General features: G+C 34.2%; 14 protein-coding genes. All 14 read left to right on the plus strand.

From position 1 onward, the window contains the following. Positions 1–55: 55 nt before the first annotated feature. Positions 56–1,960: a flagellar assembly protein A gene (locus tag ABZC13_RS10500; protein ID WP_373003253.1), complete on the plus strand. Its 1,905-nt coding sequence runs from the start codon at positions 56–58 to the stop codon at positions 1,958–1,960. Further along, positions 1,961–2,527 carry a Holliday junction branch migration protein RuvA gene (gene ruvA, locus ABZC13_RS10505; protein ID WP_373003256.1) on the plus strand — a complete coding sequence of 189 codons (567 nt, stop codon included), beginning with the start codon at positions 1,961–1,963 and terminating at the stop codon, positions 2,525–2,527. A 9-nt stretch (positions 2,528–2,536) separates the two neighbouring features. After that, positions 2,537–5,404 carry a caspase family protein gene (locus tag ABZC13_RS10510; RefSeq protein WP_373003259.1) on the plus strand — a complete coding sequence of 956 codons (2,868 nt, stop codon included), beginning with the start codon at positions 2,537–2,539 and terminating at the stop codon, positions 5,402–5,404. 56 nt (positions 5,405–5,460) lie between these two features. After that, positions 5,461–5,796 (plus strand): arsenate reductase family protein, encoded by a 336-nt coding sequence (locus ABZC13_RS10515; protein ID WP_373003262.1) that lies wholly within the window; start codon positions 5,461–5,463, stop codon positions 5,794–5,796. Then, positions 5,793–6,830, plus strand: coding sequence for a D-alanine--D-alanine ligase (locus ABZC13_RS10520; protein WP_373003265.1), 1,038 nt, complete (start codon positions 5,793–5,795; stop codon positions 6,828–6,830). The genes ABZC13_RS10515 and ABZC13_RS10520 overlap by 4 nt, the downstream gene beginning before the upstream one ends. After that, on the plus strand, positions 6,830–7,567 hold the full coding sequence (locus tag ABZC13_RS10525) for an alpha/beta fold hydrolase (RefSeq protein ID WP_373003268.1): 738 nt from the start codon (positions 6,830–6,832) through the stop codon (positions 7,565–7,567). Before ABZC13_RS10520 ends, ABZC13_RS10525 begins: the two co-directional genes overlap by 1 nt. After that, the gene (locus ABZC13_RS10530) at positions 7,567–9,012 is read left to right on the plus strand and encodes a Mur ligase family protein (RefSeq protein WP_373003271.1); all 1,446 of its coding nucleotides are present in this window, start codon (positions 7,567–7,569) and stop codon (positions 9,010–9,012) included. The genes ABZC13_RS10525 and ABZC13_RS10530 overlap by 1 nt, the downstream gene beginning before the upstream one ends. An 8-nt stretch (positions 9,013–9,020) precedes the next feature. Then, positions 9,021–11,714 carry a DEAD/DEAH box helicase family protein gene (locus ABZC13_RS10535; protein WP_373003274.1) on the plus strand — a complete coding sequence of 898 codons (2,694 nt, stop codon included), beginning with the start codon at positions 9,021–9,023 and terminating at the stop codon, positions 11,712–11,714. Beyond that, positions 11,711–12,892 carry a restriction endonuclease subunit S gene (locus ABZC13_RS10540; RefSeq protein ID WP_373003277.1) on the plus strand — a complete coding sequence of 394 codons (1,182 nt, stop codon included), beginning with the start codon at positions 11,711–11,713 and terminating at the stop codon, positions 12,890–12,892. Before ABZC13_RS10535 ends, ABZC13_RS10540 begins: the two co-directional genes overlap by 4 nt. Further along, complete coding sequence (locus ABZC13_RS10545; RefSeq protein WP_373003280.1) at positions 12,892–14,364, plus strand: N-6 DNA methylase; 1,473 nt, start codon at positions 12,892–12,894, stop codon at positions 14,362–14,364. Before ABZC13_RS10540 ends, ABZC13_RS10545 begins: the two co-directional genes overlap by 1 nt. Before the next feature lie 65 nt (positions 14,365–14,429). Beyond that, positions 14,430–14,582, plus strand: a complete 153-nt coding sequence (locus tag ABZC13_RS10550) for a hypothetical protein (protein ID WP_373003283.1) — start codon at positions 14,430–14,432, stop codon at positions 14,580–14,582. Beyond that, entirely contained in the window at positions 14,554–15,165 is a 612-nt protein-coding gene (locus ABZC13_RS10555; RefSeq protein WP_373003286.1) for a Fic/DOC family protein, read from the plus strand. Before ABZC13_RS10550 ends, ABZC13_RS10555 begins: the two co-directional genes overlap by 29 nt. Position 15,166: 1 nt before the next feature. Further along, a complete protein-coding gene (locus tag ABZC13_RS10560; protein ID WP_373003289.1) occupies positions 15,167–15,646 on the plus strand; it encodes a TRAP transporter small permease subunit in 480 nt (159 codons plus the stop codon). After that, positions 15,643–16,926, plus strand: a complete 1,284-nt coding sequence (locus ABZC13_RS10565; RefSeq protein WP_373003292.1) for a TRAP transporter large permease subunit — start codon at positions 15,643–15,645, stop codon at positions 16,924–16,926. The genes ABZC13_RS10560 and ABZC13_RS10565 overlap by 4 nt, the downstream gene beginning before the upstream one ends. Positions 16,927–16,978: the final 52 nt, after the last annotated feature.

Consider the following 16,978-nt stretch of genomic DNA (forward strand, 5'->3'; position numbering starts at 1 on the left):
AAAATTTGATTAAAATAGAGGGTTTATTTTTAAAATTTATTTTTGGCAGGAAAAAATGGCACTGTTTGGCTCAGACAATAAGACTACTAAATCATCCAAAAAGATTCGACCAACTGTTGTCCGTACACAAAACGTTGCAAAAGAGTTGATGTCAATCGCAAAATCTAATGATGTAAATGTTAGTTCTATAGATTTCAATATACTAGAAGTACAAACATATACAAGAGTTAATAAGGGTGATAAAGAAGTAGACTGGGAAGAAGCTACTGAGGAAGAACTCTCAGAGTTAGAAGACAAGGGCGCCATCCTTGACAAAAACTTTCAAATTAAACAGATGTATGAGATAGAGATCTTTTCAAAAATCGATAATGATCCATATGGTGACCTTCATTTAGCTGTTGGTGCCAATGCAACTAAATGTAAAATATATCTGAGCATCAGAGAGGGTTCTAAAGTCTCTTTTAATCCAAGGTTTGAAGAAGAACTTTTAATACTTATTAACAAGAGTAAAGTTCGTGCAAATATCTTGATAAATATCTTTGATGAGATGTTAGCAGATGAAATCTCAAAAATAGTTGCTCATGTCAGAGTAGAAGAGACAGCTGTTTATGACAAAAGTGAAACGCATCTGATAGCTGAAGCGTATGAACCGACACCTACTACAAACGATGCTCTAATCTTCCATTATGATAAAAAAGATACTATTAATGAAAAAGATAAAGTAGATTATGCAAACAGAGGTTTTATCCAGAGTGTTCATAAAGATGAACTTCTTATTGAATATGTAAAGATTAAAGAGGGTAAACCTGGTAGAAACTGTCGTGGTGAGTTTATGGAGCCTAAGGAACCGATAGAAGAAAATGTACCTACATTTACTACTGACGATACTATAAAAGTAATTGACTCTGAGAAAAATATAGAGTACCGCGCCGTTGAAAATGGATATATCGCTCTTGATGGAACTTTGTATACGATAAAGTCTGATGTTGATATAGGTGAGATTAGTTTTAAGACTACCGGTTCTATCTCAGCCGGTGTAGATTCAGATGTAAATATAAGTGTAAAAGAGACAGACGCTGTTAAAGATGCTGTAGGTACCGGAATGGTTGTTGAAGTTAGTGAGATAGACATTGATGGTAATGTCGGGTCTAATGCTAAAGTAACAGCACTTAAAGCTAACGTAGGTGGTCAGACTCACAAGACTGCTACTGTAAGAGCAGACAATCTTCAAATCAATATTCATAAGGGAAAAGCATATGGAAAAAATATCCATATAACTAGACTGGAACATGGAGAGATAGACGGAGACAGGGTTGATATTGTTCAGGCTATGGGTGGAAATATACGTGCTAAAGAAATTGAGATAGAACTATGTGGTTCTTATGTTCATGCAACTGCTTCGAGACTGATAGAGATCAAAAAGCTTCAGGGAAGTGAAAATGTTTTTACTATAGACCCTCTTTTAAAGAAGTCTGCTCAGGATGGTCTTGATGAAAACCAAGACAGCATCTTAGAGCTGGCTAACGCGGTTAAAAATATAAAAAATGAGATTGATAAGTATACAACTCTTGTAAAAGAGAATCAATCAACATATAATGATGTAAAAAAACGTTTGATTCACTACAAGAAAAACGGTGTAAAGATGCCAAGTTCTTTTGTAAAGCAATATAAGCAGTTTAAAAAAGTTCAAGAGCACTTAGTGACTATTAAAAGAGAGTTTGAAGTAAAGAATGACCAGTTAACTTTACTGACTACAAAAACAGCTTCCTTTCAAGATAATATCTTTGACGCAAGAATCATTAATAGAGATAGATGGATTGGACACAACGAGATAATATTTAAGTTGGTTGACCCACCGATAGAAGTATCACTTAAACCGGAAGAAGGTTCACCGGATAAGATATTTGCAATAGTTGAGCTAGAAGATGGAAGATATGAGATTGAGGCGGTTAAAGAGTAGATGATAGTTGGAATAAATGGTAGTGTAGTATATAAAGAGCCAACATTTGTACATGTTGATGTTAGAGGAGTAGTTTATGAAGTTTTTATCTCGTTACATACTTTTTCTGCCTTGGGAAATGATGAGGTCAAACTCTTAACAACGCAAATAATTCGTGAAGATGCACAACTGCTATTTGGATTTTTGGATATGGCAGAGAAAAAAATGTTTGCCAGACTCATAAAGATCAGCGGTGTTGGACCAAAGGTCGCTATGGCAATCTGTTCAACATACACACCTAATCAGTTTGCGACAGTGATAAACAATAAAGATATGAACGGGGTAAAAAAAGTTCCTGGTATAGGTCCTAAAAGTGCAGGGCGCATCTTGGTGGAACTTAATGGTTTTGATGTGGAGCTTCTATCTTCTACAGATGCACCTAAAAGCATAGCCTTTAGCCAAGCAAGTGAAGCTCTGGAATCACTAGGCTTTAAAAAGGACAAAATCTCTAAAGCACTAAGTGCATGTAGTGGTGATGACACAGGTTCACTGGTTAAAGAGGCTTTAAAACTACTTCAAACTATTTAAGGTGATATTATGAGGAATCATGTCTATTTACTGCTACTATTTAGTGTAGTTACGACTGTTATGTTTGGTGCTAGTCAAGCAATGTTAAAACTTGATACTCATGGACACACAGGTCTTATAAGAGATATGGTTATCACTAAGGACAGAGATATTATCACTGCAGGTGACGATAAGACAATAAGGGTATGGGATAGAAGTGGAGTTGAGAAGAGAAAGATACTTGGACAGATAGACATCGGTGCGGCAGGTTCTATATATACAATTGCTCTTAGTGAAGATGAAAGATATTTAGCTGTTGGTGGATATTTAGGAAAATATACAGGTAATAAAGCCAGAAAAGATGAAGAGTCTCACTGGATCAGAATACATAATTACTCAACAGGTAAACTGCTTAAAATATTAAAATCCCATACGAATATTATCAATGATGTTTCATTTAGCGAAGATGGAAAGTATATGATTTCAGCATCTGCCGATGATACAGCCAAAATCTGGAATGTAAATGATGACTTTGCTCTTATAGACACTATAACTTTTCACTCCAAAGATGTCTATGGTGGAAGGATCATCAAAAAGCAAGGAAAATACTATGCTGTAACTGTTGCATATGACCATAAAATAGCTCTTTATGATATGAAAAGTAGAGAGATAGTCAAAAGTCAACGCAGTGACTATCAACTAAAAAGTCTGGCTGTCTCAAATCCTTTCGGAGATCAGATTGCAACTTGTGGAAAAGGTAAAGAGATACTTATTTATGATTCTGATTTAAACTTTGTTAAAAAAATAACAACCAATACAAGACCAGAAGGCTTAAATTTTAGTAAAGATGAGAAGATGCTTATAACGGGGAGTAGTAACCTTCCAAACATTGTAAATATTTATAATGTAAATGATAACTATAGCTTAAAGACTTCTTTTAAAGGACACAAAAACATATCCATTGCAGTAGGTTTTTTAGATAATAATACTGCTGTAAGTACGGGTGGAATAAAGAGTGAGATCGCTATATGGGATGTCAATAGTGCTACACTAAAGAAAAAGATGCAGGGTGTAGGCGATAAAGTGTGGAGTGTAGGAATAAACGGGGATGAAATATCTTGGGCAAAAAAATGGACAAAGTCAGGTGGACTAAGTAAACTTCAACACTCTATTAATCTGAGAAACTTTAATATCTCAAAAGTTAAAGAAGAATCGTATTTTCATAGAATCTCAACAACAAATGGAAACTATTCACTTACTACAAGTGCTGGAGACTATGGCAAAAAAGATGTAATTCTAAACATAAATAAAAATGGGGATGTGAAAGCTAAAATAGTAAGAGAATCATATAATGGATATCAGCACAGATGTTATGGCTGGTATAAAGATTATGTTGTAAGTGGTGGAAGTGGTGGACACATAAAAATATACAGTAAAAGTGGAACTGAAGTAGCTTCTTTAGTTGGACATACTGGAGAGGTGTGGTCTATTGCAGTAGATGGAGACAAACTTGTCAGCGGTAATGATGACCAGACCATAAAAGTGTGGGATCTAAGTCGTCTTAGTAATCTTGATTCATCAAAAGTTATATACCCGATGCTAAGTATATTTGTAAGTAATGATAATGAGTGGGTTGTTTGGTCAAATAGAGGTTACTTTAACTCATCTGTGGGTGGTGATAAGTATGTTGGTTATCATATAAACCAAGGACCATACAATCAGGCGAGATACGTAGGAAGTGATAAGTACTTTGATACTCTATTTAGGCCTGATATTATTTCATCTATCTGGAAAACCGGTAGTGAAGATAAGGCAATAGCATTTGCCGGTAAAACTAAAAAAGTTAATAGTGTGAATGTGGCTAAGTCACTCCCTCCAGTGGTTAGTCTACTAAGTAGCTCAAACATTAAAACTTCAAAAAAATCTTTAGAAGTAGAGTTTAGTGTGAGTTCTAAAGAAGATATAAAAGAGATCATCATTTTACATAATGGTGAACGTGTAAATACAAGAGGCTTTAAAAAGAAAAAGAGTAAAAACTCTAAAAGTATAACTATAGACCTTGATTCTGGTGAAAATATTATAAGCATAAAGGCTAGAAATAAATTTGCTATGAGTGATGAAGTTCTTGTTTATGCGACGAAAACCACAAAAACTACAAATATATATAAACCGACTCTGTATATGCTCAGTATAGGGGTTAGCAAGTATGAAAATCCAGAGTATAATCTTGGAGTAGCAGATAAAGATGCTAAGTCTATGGCTAAAATGTTCAAGGCTCAAAAAGGTAAGATATATAAAGATGTAATTGTAAAAACTCTTGTAAATTCTGACGCTCATAGTGACAACATATTAGATGGACTTGACTGGATAGAAAGAGAGGCTACAAGCAAAGATGTTGTTATCGTATTTGTAGCAGGTCATGGAGTTAATGACGATAAGGGAATTTATTACTTTTTAAGTCATGATGCAAACTTGGATAGGTTAAGACGAACAGCCGTGAAGTGGACAGAGATACAAGATACTATGAGTAATCTGCCATCGAAAGTAATACTTATAGCAGATACTTGTCATAGTGGAAATATAACAGGTACTAGACGTGACATAACAAGTGCTATAAAGAGCATCATAAACTCAGGAAGCGGTAGTGTAGTCATGACAGCAACTACTGGAAGTGGTTACTCTTACGAGAAAAAAGAGTGGGGTCACGGTGCTTTTACAAAAAGTTTTATAGATGGTTTGGATGGTATGAAAGCTGACTATGACAAAGATGGAACAGTAACTATAAAAGAGATAGATCTTTATGTTACTTCAAACGTCAAAAAGTTGACAAATGGCAAGCAAAAACCTACAACTATCATACCTTCATCGGTACCTGATTTCGCTATTGGGGTTAAGTGATTTAGCTAAAGGTAAAAATGCTATAATTGCGAGTTTTAAATTAAGGGGATATATTTATGAAACTATACGGTATACCAACTTGTGGTAGCGTGAGGAATGCAAGAAAATTTTTTAAAGATAATGATATTGATTTAGAATTTATTGATTTTAAAAAGACTTCTGTTGATTGTGACAAAGTTGATGAGTGGTTAAAGCAGATAGATATGGATGTTCTTTTTAACAACCGCGGTACTAAGTACAGAACTTTGAATCTAAAAGATTTAAACCTTGATAAGAATGGTAAGCGTGAGTGGCTTTGTAAAGATAACATGCTTTTTAAAAGACCGATTATTGAGTTTAAAGGTCAGGTTGTAGTTGGCTGGGACGAAGAAAAATACAAGGAAATTTTTTGAAATTAACAATTTTATTTGGTGGCGCTAGTTTTGAACATGAGATTAGTATTGTAAGTGCGATAACTCTAAAAGAGAAACTGTCTGGATTCGATCTGAGTTTTATATTTTGTGATCAAGACCATAAGTTTTATTTGATAGATCCATTAAAGATGAAAGCTAACACTTTTTCTAAGGGTGAACATAAAAAGATGCCTCGTCTTAGCATCACTAACGGTTCATTTTCTCAAAAAACTATGTTTGGTTCAACTGAGCATTCTGGTCCTGTGTTAAACCTTATTCATGGTGCTGACGGTGAAGATGGAACTATTGCAGCTTTACTTGATTTTTTCTCTATAAAATATATAGGGCCTAGAACAGATGCCAGTGTTTTTTCTTATGACAAAAGATATACTAAGTGGCTTTGTGAAGCTAGAAAAATCAAAAGTGTTGCATATGAAGTTATCTCATCAAATGAACATCACAATATTAATATAGAGTATCCTATCATCGTTAAACCTGCTAGACTTGGAAGTTCTATAGGGGTAAGTATTGTAAGAAATGAAAGTGATCTTGATTACGCTCTTGACGTTGCTTTTGAATATGACAACTCTGTGATAGTGGAGCCTTTTATAGAGGGTGTAAAAGAGTATAACTTAGCTGGTTTCATGGCAAAGGGTGAAGTGCATTTTTCTATAGTTGAAGAGCCTCAAAAAAATGAATTCTTGGATTTTGAGAAAAAGTACATGGATTTTTCACGTTCAGAACAAGTTTTAAAAGCAGATATTACTCCTGAACTAGAAGCTAAGTTAAAAAGTAGTTTTGAAAAAGCATATAAAAATCTTTTTGAAGGCGCACTTATCAGATGTGACTTTTTTGTTGTTGACGGTGAAGTTCTTTTAAATGAGATAAACCCTATCCCAGGTTCTATGGGTAATTATCTTTTTGAAGATTTTAAAGCCTCATTAGAGCTACTTATAAACTCACTTCCAACAAACAAAAGAGCAAAAGTCAATTATGAATATATTCACTCCATTAGTCAAGCAAAAGGTAAATAATGGCTATTAAATCTATACAGTACAATCAACACACTTTAGATGTAAGTTATGAGATATTAAATCCGGATGCTCCCGTAGATTTGATTATTTTACACGGTTGGGGAAGCAATAAAAGCTTAATGAAAAAATCATTTGCTACATATATGGATGCTTTCCGTCATATCTATATAGATCTTCCAGGTTTTGGAGGCAGTACTTGTAATGTCGCCCTAGAAACTAAAGACTATGCAAGGATTGTTGAGCTTCTTATGATTCATATAAATGCATCTAAGGACATTATCCTTGGTCACTCATTTGGTGGAAAAGTTGCTGTTTTACTAGAACCAAAAGTTCTTGTTTTAGTTGCTAGTGCAGGTATATACATTCCAAAATCAATTAAGGTAAAAGCTAAGATTGCTATATATAAAGCTTTTAAAATCTTTGGACTTGCGAGGCTTCGCTCTATGTTTGTAGCTGAAGATGCAAAATACTTGAGTGAACCGATGTATCAGACATTTAAAAATGTTGTTGATGAAGATTTCTCTTCTGAGTTTGCTGCTTACAACGGTAAAGCACTTCTTTGTTGGGGAAGAGAAGATACAGCTACACCTATAAGCTCAGCAGGAGCTATTGATGATCTTATAAAAGATTCTACTCTTAAAATCTATGATGGTGACCATTACTTTTTTATGACTCATGCCCAAGAGGTTTCTCGTGAGATAGAGAGTATATTTTTGAAAACTTTGGAACATCCATAATGTTTGATTTTGAGATTTTAACTGCCTTTGTAACAAATGTACTTTTTGTAACTGTTTTAGGGTGGTACTTAATTACTAACTTACAGTGGTACGATTATAAACTCTCTCGCGTTATTTTAAAACATCACAAGCCACACTGGCATCTGTTATACTTTTTTATCCCGTTTATGGCTTATTATACAACTGGTAAGTTTTTCCCTATATTCTTTTACTTCGCTGTAGTTCCTGCTATTTTTGTCTGGCATAAAAAGCTGGATAAGAAGCTTGTCCTTACTTGGAGAGTTAAAAGATTTTTGATTCTTCTTGTATCTCTTGTTCTTTTTCAAAATGTGCTTTGTACGCTAAAAGATGCTTGTGGAACTTACGGTGTATTTATGCCTCTTGCTATTGCTTACATCGGTAGTTTTATGATAGAAAAGTTTCTTTTTATGGCATTTGCTAAAGAAGCAAAGAAAAAGTTAAACTCTATAAAAGATCTTCAGATAGTTGCTATTACCGGAAGCTACGGAAAAACAAGTATCAAAAACTTTGTGGCAGAGATGCTTGCTACTAAGTACAATGTCTATGCAACTCCAAGAAGCGTAAATACTCTTGGTGGAATCATGCGTGATATAAATGAATCACTTCCTGCAGATACTGAGATATATATATGTGAAGCAGGGGCTAGAGAGAGTGGAGATATCTATGATATCACTACTTTTCTTGAACCTCAGATTGTTGTAGTTGGCAAAGTTGGAGAGGCTCACTTAGAGTACTTTAAATCTTTAAAAAATATCATAGCTACTAAATTAGAGATCATGCAGTCGCCAAGACTGAAAAAAGCGTTTATCCATACTTCTGTGACTGATGAACCACATGATAAAGTGACTTTCTTTGGTGATAATATTCAAAACGTAGAAGCTACTTTAGATGGAACAAATTTTGAGCTGAAACTAGGTAATGATACTCTCTGTCTTCATACAAATATACTAGGTTCTTTTCAAACTATGAATATCGAAGCAGCTGCTAATATAGCTAAATGTTTTGGTATGAGTAATGAAGAGATAACTAAGGCAATTGCAAAGTTAACTCCAGTTGATCACAGACTTCAAAAGATAGTAGCAGGTGGAAAGATAATTATAGATGATGGTTATAACGGAAACATAGACGGAATGCTTGAAGGTATAAGACTTTGTTCACTCCACGTTGGCAGAAAAGTTATAGTAACTCCAGGACTTGTTGAGAGTAGTGATGAGCTGAATCTAAAACTCATAGATGCTATAAATGATGTTTTTGATATCGTAATTGTTACAGGTGCTCTAAACGCGAAACTGTTTGATAAAAACATAACAGTCACAAATAAAACTATGCTTCACGATAAGTCAAAAATCCAAGATGTTTTAGCTTCTCAGACAAAAGCAGGGGATATTATCCTCTTTGCAAATGACGCTCCGAACTTTATATAGGTATTTGAATGAATGAAGCCCAAACGCGAGCTAATTTAATTGACAGTGAATTAAATAAGTGCGGTTGGGATGTTAGTGATATTACTAAGGTAGTTCAAGAATACGTAATAGAATTAGACGAAGATTTACCTGAGTTTTTCGACAGAGCTAAAAGGTATGTAGACTATGCTCTTATAAATAAGGTCGGTAAAGTTATTGCTATCGTTGAAGCTAAAAGAGAAGATAAAACTCTTGGTAGTGCTAAAACACAAGCTCAGTATTATGCTCAGCGTATTAAAAATATTCAGGGTTTTGCTCCATTCATCTACTTAACAAATGGTCATGAGATAGAGTTTTGGGACTCTGAGAACTATCCTGTTCGAGAAGTATTATCTTACCACTCTTTAGATGATTTAGATACTTACTTTAAAAGAAATAACAACAACACTAAACTATCTCCAGAACTAATAAACAAAGAGATTGCAGGAAGATACTACCAAGTAGATGCTGTTACTAAAACACTTCAAGAGCTAAATGAAAACAAGAGAAGTATTTTGTGGGTTATGGCAACGGGAACAGGAAAGACAAGAACAGTTATATCTTTAGTTGATGTTTTACTTCGAGCTGGAAAAGTTAAAAGAGTTCTATTTTTAGCAGATAGAAGAGAACTAGCTGGTCAAGCCTTAGATGACTTTAAAGAACACATGCCAAACCAATCAAGACAACGTATAGAATCAAACACTTTCGAGAAAACCAAACGCATCTATGTCTCAACTTTTCAAACTATGATGAGTCTTCTTAAAACTACAGATATAAGTCAAGGTTTCTTTGACTTGATTATCGCAGATGAGAGTCATAGAAGCATCTACAACTACTACGGACAACTTTTTTTAAAGTTTGATGCCATAAAGATGGGGCTTACTGCAACTCCTGTAGAGTTTGCAGATAGAGATACTTACAAGTTCTTTTCTGCAGTTGGAGGTAATCCTACTTTTGCATATACTTATGAAGAAGCTATAAAAGATAAGTTTTTATCGCCTTATGATGTAGTAGATGTAAAAACAAACTTTTTAGCTGATGGCATCAGGTTTGAGATGCTTCCAAAAGAGGAACAAGAAAGACTTTTAGTAGATGGTTACGATGCAGCTGAGATAGACTTTGAAGGAAGTGCAGTTGAGAAGATGGTTAAAAATGATGATACTAACCGTAAAATTTTAACTACTCTTATGGAGGATGGGTATAAAAATCCAGTTACAAACTTACCTGCAAAGACAATTGTTTTTGCTATAAACAAATCTCATGCAAACAGACTTGCAAAACTTTTTGATGAACTTTACCCTCAGTACAACTCAGAAGTTGCAAAAGTAATTACTTCCGAGCTAAATAACGCTGATGAGCTTATCAAAGAGTTTAAAGATAAATATGATAACAATAACTCTAAGTTTAGTATAGCTATCTCAGTTGGTATGTTAGACACTGGTATAGATGTTCCAAAAATCATGAACCTTGTCTTTGCAAAACCAGTTTTTTCTAAAGCTAAGTTTTGGCAGATGATAGGACGTGGAACAAGACTCTATGACGGGGACTACAAAAAAGAGAAGTTTGTTATCTTTGACTTCTGGTCTAACTTTGAGTACTTCAACGAAAAACCAAGTGGTGAGATTCCAAAAGAGCAGACAAGTCTGCATAGACAGATTTTCGAGCAAAACTTAGAACTACTCAAAAATCTCAGCGGAGATAACTTTAACACTATAAAGCTAGAAGTTAAAAAACAACTAGATGCCATACCTAAAGATGACTACTTCGTTAAAAAGCACTCAGCACAACTAGAACCATTTTTAAAAGACTTCGACAACAATCTCTCACGACTTAGTAGCATCTCTAAACTACTTGATAGAATCACAGTTCAAAACTACTCTGAGTTAAGGTTTAGACTACAAACTAAAAAGCTACAAACTTACAAGATAATCCAAGACGATGAAAAACTACAAAAATCTATAGAAAAAATAGTAACCGATGTTTTAAGACTTCAAAAAACCATCTCAGCAGTACAGATGCAAGAAGAACTTATAAGTGAGGCAGAGGAGGGGACTTTTTGGTTAGAGCTTGATTTTGTAGAGTCAAATGCTACTACAAATATCTTAGCACCTCTTATGATTTACAAATCAAAACGCCAAGATGCAAAAGAATACCACTTTGACTTAGCAGATGCTATCAAAAGCAAAACAGATATAAAAATAAACCACCTAAGTGTAAACCTAGCTGTATATGAAGAACACATCTTAAAAGTGATACAAAAACTTACAGATGAAAGCCCGACTCTGCAAAAGCTTTTTGTCGGTTTGCATCTGAGTGAATCAGATATAGATGCTCTAAAAGATGAGATGCTAAGAGAAGATATAGATGCAAAGCTTTTGAGCGAGATGTTTGAGTGTAAGTCGGATGATTTGGTAGAGATATTTAAAAATATCATAAACAAAAAAGAGTACAAACTTCCGCATCTTCTTGATGAGTTTTTGAAAAATCACTCACTAAGCTCTACTCAAATAGAGTTTGTAAAAGCCATAAAACACTATGTGCAAGAGAAGCACGACATAACAAGGAAAGATTTGGTACAAAACCCTTTTACAAAGTTTCACAAGATGGGAATACAAGGAATGTTCCAAGGCTCACTTATGAATGAACTAGTACAAATAATAGACGACAAAGAAGACAGTAAATGATAGAGAATTTGCCTGATGGGTGGAAAGAACAACAACTTGGAAATATAGTAAACTTAGTAATAGGTAAAACTCCATCAAGAAATATACCTGAATATTTTACAGGTGAAAATCTGTGGACTTCTATTAGAGATATGAATAGTAAAGTAATATCTAATACAAAAGAAAGAATTACAGAAAAAGCAATACAAGATAGTAAAATTAAGAAAGTAAAAAAAGGAACATTATTACTTAGTTATAAATTATCAATAGGTAAATTATCTTTTGCAGGGGAAGATTTATACACAAATGAAGCGATAGCTGGGTTAGAAATAGAAAGTGAAGAATTAAATAATAAGTTTTTATACTATGCTTTGAGAAATACTGATTTAGAAAGAACAACTGATAGAGCTGTAATGGGTAAGACTTTAAATAAAGCAAAGTTAAAACTTATACCAATTCCAATACCAATACTCTCACAACAAGAAAAGATAGTAAAAGTTCTTGATATTAGCTCGGCTTTGATAGAGAAACAAAAAGAGCTTCTTCAAAACTATGACCTCTTTTTAAAGTCAAAGTTCATAGAGATGTTTGGAAGTATTAAAAATAATCCTTATCATTTTGAGATTGAACCACTTTCAAAGTTTGGAAAAATTATAACTGGAAATACACCACCAAGAAAAGAACTTGAAAACTATGATGATGATTTTATAGAATGGATTAAAAGTGATAATATCTCCCCGAATGAGCTATATATATCAACTGCTAAAGAATGTCTCTCTGAATTAGGTATGTCAAAGGGAAGAATATTAAATAAAGGTGGTTTGTTAATAACTTGTATCGCAGGTAGTCTAAAATCTGTTGGCAATATAGGAATGACAGATAGACAAATAACCTTTAATCAACAAATTAATGCTATCCAACCAAACAATGATGTAAATTCTTTATACTTATATTGGCTTATTAAGTTGAATAAAAACTATATACATACATTTGCTACTTCAAGTATGAAAAAAATGATAAGCAAAGGTGTGTTTCAAGAAATACCATTTATTAAACCACCACTAGATTTACAGAAGGAATTTTCAATTATAGCTTCTAAAATAGCCATAATAAAAGAAAAAGAAAACAAAAAACTAGAATCATTACAGACTCTACATGATAGTCTAATGCAAAAAGCCTTTAAGGGAAAGATAAAATAATGTTTGTAAGAAGTGAAGTAAAAAGTAAAATAGACAGCATCTGGAATAAGTTCTGGAGCGGTGGAATAGCAAACCCGTTAAATGCGATAGAGCAGATATCAGCACTTATCTTTTTAAAGATGCTAAGTGAGAAAGATAACCAAAAGAAACTCCAAGCATCTTTTACGGGCGAGAACTACGAGAGCATTTTCAAAAATGACAAACTTGCATCATGGGATGAGTTTCGTGAGTTAGACAGTGAGTCTATGATGGACACTGTTAGAGATATAGCATTTCCTTTTATAAAAAATGTAAACGCGGGAAGTGAGTTTAACAAGTCTCTTAAAGATTTGGCTTTTATCATCACTAAACCATCATTGCTTAGTGAGACAGTTGAAGGCATCCAAGAGATATTTAGCATCTTAGAAAAAGATGAAAAAGGTTTTATGGATAGTTTGGGAGATATGTATGAGTATCTACTAAGCGAGATAAGCTCAAGCGGAAAAAACGGACAGTTTCGTACACCTAGACACATCATACAAATGATGACCGAACTTGTAAACCCACAGATAGGGGAGAGAGTATTTGACCCTAGTGTTGGAACAGCAGGATTTTTAGTAAGTGCTTACACTCATATGCTTCGTCCTCATACCCAAAAGGGTGGAACTTTAGGGGCAAATCTTGCAGACCAAGACTTGTGGGATAAGCTCTCAGACGATACTTTTTACGGTAATGATAGTGACATAAGTATGATACGCATCTCTATGATGAACATGATGCTTCACGATATTGGAAACCCACATATAAAACAGATAGATACACTCTCAAAAAACTACAATGAAAAAGACAAATACGAAGTAGTCTTAGCAAATCCTCCTTTTAAAGGAAGCATCGACAAAGATGATAAAAACGAAAACTTTAGCATCTCATCTACAAAAACAGAACTTCTTTTTGTTGACCTCATTACAAGAGTTTTAGATGTTGGTGGTAGATGTGGGGTTATCATACCAGATGGTGTTTTATTTGGAAGCTCAAATGCTCATAAAACAATAAGACAAAACCTTTTAGAGAAAAATGAGCTAAAAGCTGTAATCTCGATGCCAAGCGGAGTGTTTAAACCTTATGCAGGAGTATCAACCGCTGTGCTTGTTTTTGTAAAAGGTGGCTCAACTGAGAAGGTCTGGTTTTATGACATGGAAGCAGACGGTTACTCTTTGGACGATAAAAGAAACCCAGTTGAACAAAATGATATACCTGACATAATAGAGCAGTATTCTCATAAAGATGAGGCAGAGTACAAAGATACTAAAAAGCACTTCTTCGTAGATGCATCTGAGATAAAAGAGAATGATTATGACTTGTCAATCAACCGTTATAAGACAATAGAGTATGAAGAGATAGAGTATGCATCTACAGACGAGATTTTAGGTGATATTGAGAATTTGTCTAAAAGTATAGATGCTGATTTGGTAGAGCTTAAAGGGCTGTTGTGATAGATGATGAAAAGGTTTAAACAGATATAATGATGAAAAGATTTAAACTATTATAAGGAGATAAGATGAGTAAAAATCCAGTAGATAGTAAAGAACTTGAAAAAATTATAAGAACAACCCAAAATATAGAGGGTTATAAAGAAGCTACTAAAGAAGTTGTAAAAGAAGTTAAGATACTAAGGGAAAAGTATGGCATCAAAGTACAAAGTTCAAAGTAGTGATATATACTTAGATAACAGTGATGTTCCTAAAAATAAGTTAAATATAGAAGACAGTACTCAAATACATGAACTTGAAAAAGAACTTTTAACGGAAGCTTATCAAGTTTTTTATGATGAATTAAATGAAGATACTATTTTTGATGAAACATACTTTATGGAACTTCACAGAAGAACTTTTGAGGCTTTGTATGACTGGGCAGGAGTCTACAGAGAACATAATATGGCAAAAGGTGAATCTAGATTTTGTCAGGGTATGTATGTAAATAGTGAATCAAAGAAGATTTTTACTCAACTTAAAAAAGATAACTATTTAAAAGATTGCGAAAATATACCAAAAGAAGAGTTTGCTAAAAAACTAGCTTATTATAAATGTGAAATCAATGCCTTACATCCTTTCTATGAGCTAAATGGTCGAATTACAAGACTGTTCTTCGATATGATTGTTTTATTTAATGGATATAAATATATAGATTATTCTGCTGTAACAGTAAAAGAGTACATAGATGCTGCGATAGAATGTGTACAGTTTGCAGATGCTACAAGTATGGAAACTATAATATTAAATGGATTGAATAAATAAAATGGTAGATAAAGGTATAAAGTACTTAGGCTACTTTACAGCTCTTATCTTAGCTCTGCTTGTCTTACTAGTTGTTTATGATGCAACTGCAAGATATCTCTTTTCAACTGGCTCTATCGCTCTTCAAGAGCTGGAGTGGCATCTCTTTGATGTTATCATCCTTTTTGGAATCGCTTATACACTCAAAGAGAACGCTCATGTAAGAGTAGATATATTTTATGCATCTTATAGTGAGAAAACAAAAGTTATAGTCAACATAATCTCTTCACTATTTTTTATACTTCCTTTTTCATTTCTTATCATATATATAGGCATTGATTTTGTGGCTCTTAGTTTTGCTCAAAATGAGGCTTCTTCAAACCCTGGTGGACTAGAATACAGGTTCTTAGTTAAAGCTCTTCTGCCTCTGTCCTTTGCTTTTTTAGCGCTTGTAGCTTTTAAAGATGTAAAAACAAACTACATTAAATGGAAATCACTGTGATAGCTCTGTTTATGTTTATAGTAGTCTTGGCACTGCTACTTATAGGAATCCCAGTAGCTTTTGTATTTGGAAGTGTAGCTATTGCTTTTGCATTTCTTATTCCGGGACTTGGATTTGAAGTCTTTGATATCCTGCCTTTTAGAATCTACGGAATCATGTCAAACACAACTCTTATGGCAGTTCCTCTTTTTATAACAATGGGTCTAGTTTTAGAGAAGTCAAAAATGGCAGAGAGACTTTTGGTCTCTATGAGTGCTATGTTTCGTGATGTACGCGGTGGTTTGGCAGTAAGTGTTGTACTCGTTGGAGCAATGCTTGCAGCATCTACGGGAATTGTCTCTGCATCTGTTGTTATGATGAGTGTCATAGCACTTCCTCTGATGTTAAAAGCTGGATATGACAAGGGTCTTGCATCTGGTACTGTAGCAGCATCTGGAACACTAGGGCAGATTATACCTCCATCTATTATACTTATCATTCTTGGTGATGTTATGAGTGTAAGTGTAGGTGAGCTTTTTAAGGGTGCAGTTTTACCGGGACTTGTTCTGGTAGGTCTCTATATTTCTTACATACTGGTACGCTCATATTTCTCACCTGAGGTAGCTCCAATCCCAAAGAAGATAAAAGAAGTCTCAACAAAGGAGATAATCATCTCTATAGTTCCTCCACTTCTGCTTATGGTATCAGTTTTAGGAAGTATCTTTGCCGGCATCGCATCTCCGACAGAGTCTGCTGCTTTTGGTGTTGTCGGTGCTCTAGTGCTTAGCTATATTAATAAATCACTTAATATGGAGATGCTAAAGTATGCATCTTTAGAGAGTGTAAAACTAAGCGGTATGATATTTATGATTCTTATCGGTGCTACAGCCTTTTCCCTTGTCTTTAATGAGCTAGGCGGTACAGATCTTATAGTTGAGTTCTTTCATGATGACATAGGTGATGTTTGGGTCTTTATTGCCATAGCGATGATAAGTATCTTTATACTGGGTTTTTTCATAGACTTCATAGAAATATCGTTTATCATAGTACCTATACTTGTTCCTGTTATGGAAGGCTTTGGCATCGACCCTGTCTGGTTTGCAGTTCTTATAGCACTAAATCTTCAAGCCTCTTTTCTAACACCTCCTTTTGGACTCTCACTTTTTTTCTTAAAAGGTGCTGCCGGTGATACGATAAAGACTATGGAGATATATAAAGGAATAATTCCTTTTATACTTTTACAACTTTTAGGGTTAGGATTAGTTATACTTTTCCCAGATTTAGTTTTTGCGTTTCTTTAATTTGAACGCAAAAGGAACAAGTCCCTTTTACTACGTTAGCCGCTATGGCACT

It is taken from the genome of Sulfurimonas sp. (assembly GCF_041563035.1).
Taxonomy (GTDB): domain Bacteria; phylum Campylobacterota; class Campylobacteria; order Campylobacterales; family Sulfurimonadaceae; genus Sulfurimonas.

Bases quoted from the DNA above. Each gene is read 5' to 3' on its own strand.
- ABZC13_RS10500 (WP_373003253.1), top strand. From the start codon at position 56: ATGGCACTGTTTGGCTCAGACAATAAGACTACTAAATCATCCAAAAAG.
- ruvA (WP_373003256.1), top strand. From the start codon at position 1,961: ATGATAGTTGGAATAAATGGTAGTGTAGTATATAAAGAGCCAACATTT.
- ABZC13_RS10510 (WP_373003259.1), top strand. From the start codon at position 2,537: ATGAGGAATCATGTCTATTTACTGCTACTATTTAGTGTAGTTACGACT.
- ABZC13_RS10515 (WP_373003262.1), top strand. From the start codon at position 5,461: ATGAAACTATACGGTATACCAACTTGTGGTAGCGTGAGGAATGCAAGA.
- ABZC13_RS10525 (WP_373003268.1), top strand. From the start codon at position 6,830: ATGGCTATTAAATCTATACAGTACAATCAACACACTTTAGATGTAAGT.
- ABZC13_RS10530 (WP_373003271.1), top strand. From the start codon at position 7,567: ATGTTTGATTTTGAGATTTTAACTGCCTTTGTAACAAATGTACTTTTT.
- ABZC13_RS10535 (WP_373003274.1), top strand. From the start codon at position 9,021: ATGAATGAAGCCCAAACGCGAGCTAATTTAATTGACAGTGAATTAAAT.
- ABZC13_RS10540 (WP_373003277.1), top strand. From the start codon at position 11,711: ATGATAGAGAATTTGCCTGATGGGTGGAAAGAACAACAACTTGGAAAT.
- ABZC13_RS10545 (WP_373003280.1), top strand. From the start codon at position 12,892: ATGTTTGTAAGAAGTGAAGTAAAAAGTAAAATAGACAGCATCTGGAAT.
- ABZC13_RS10550 (WP_373003283.1), top strand. From the start codon at position 14,430: ATGAGTAAAAATCCAGTAGATAGTAAAGAACTTGAAAAAATTATAAGA.
- ABZC13_RS10555 (WP_373003286.1), top strand. From the start codon at position 14,554: ATGGCATCAAAGTACAAAGTTCAAAGTAGTGATATATACTTAGATAAC.
- ABZC13_RS10560 (WP_373003289.1), top strand. From the start codon at position 15,167: ATGGTAGATAAAGGTATAAAGTACTTAGGCTACTTTACAGCTCTTATC.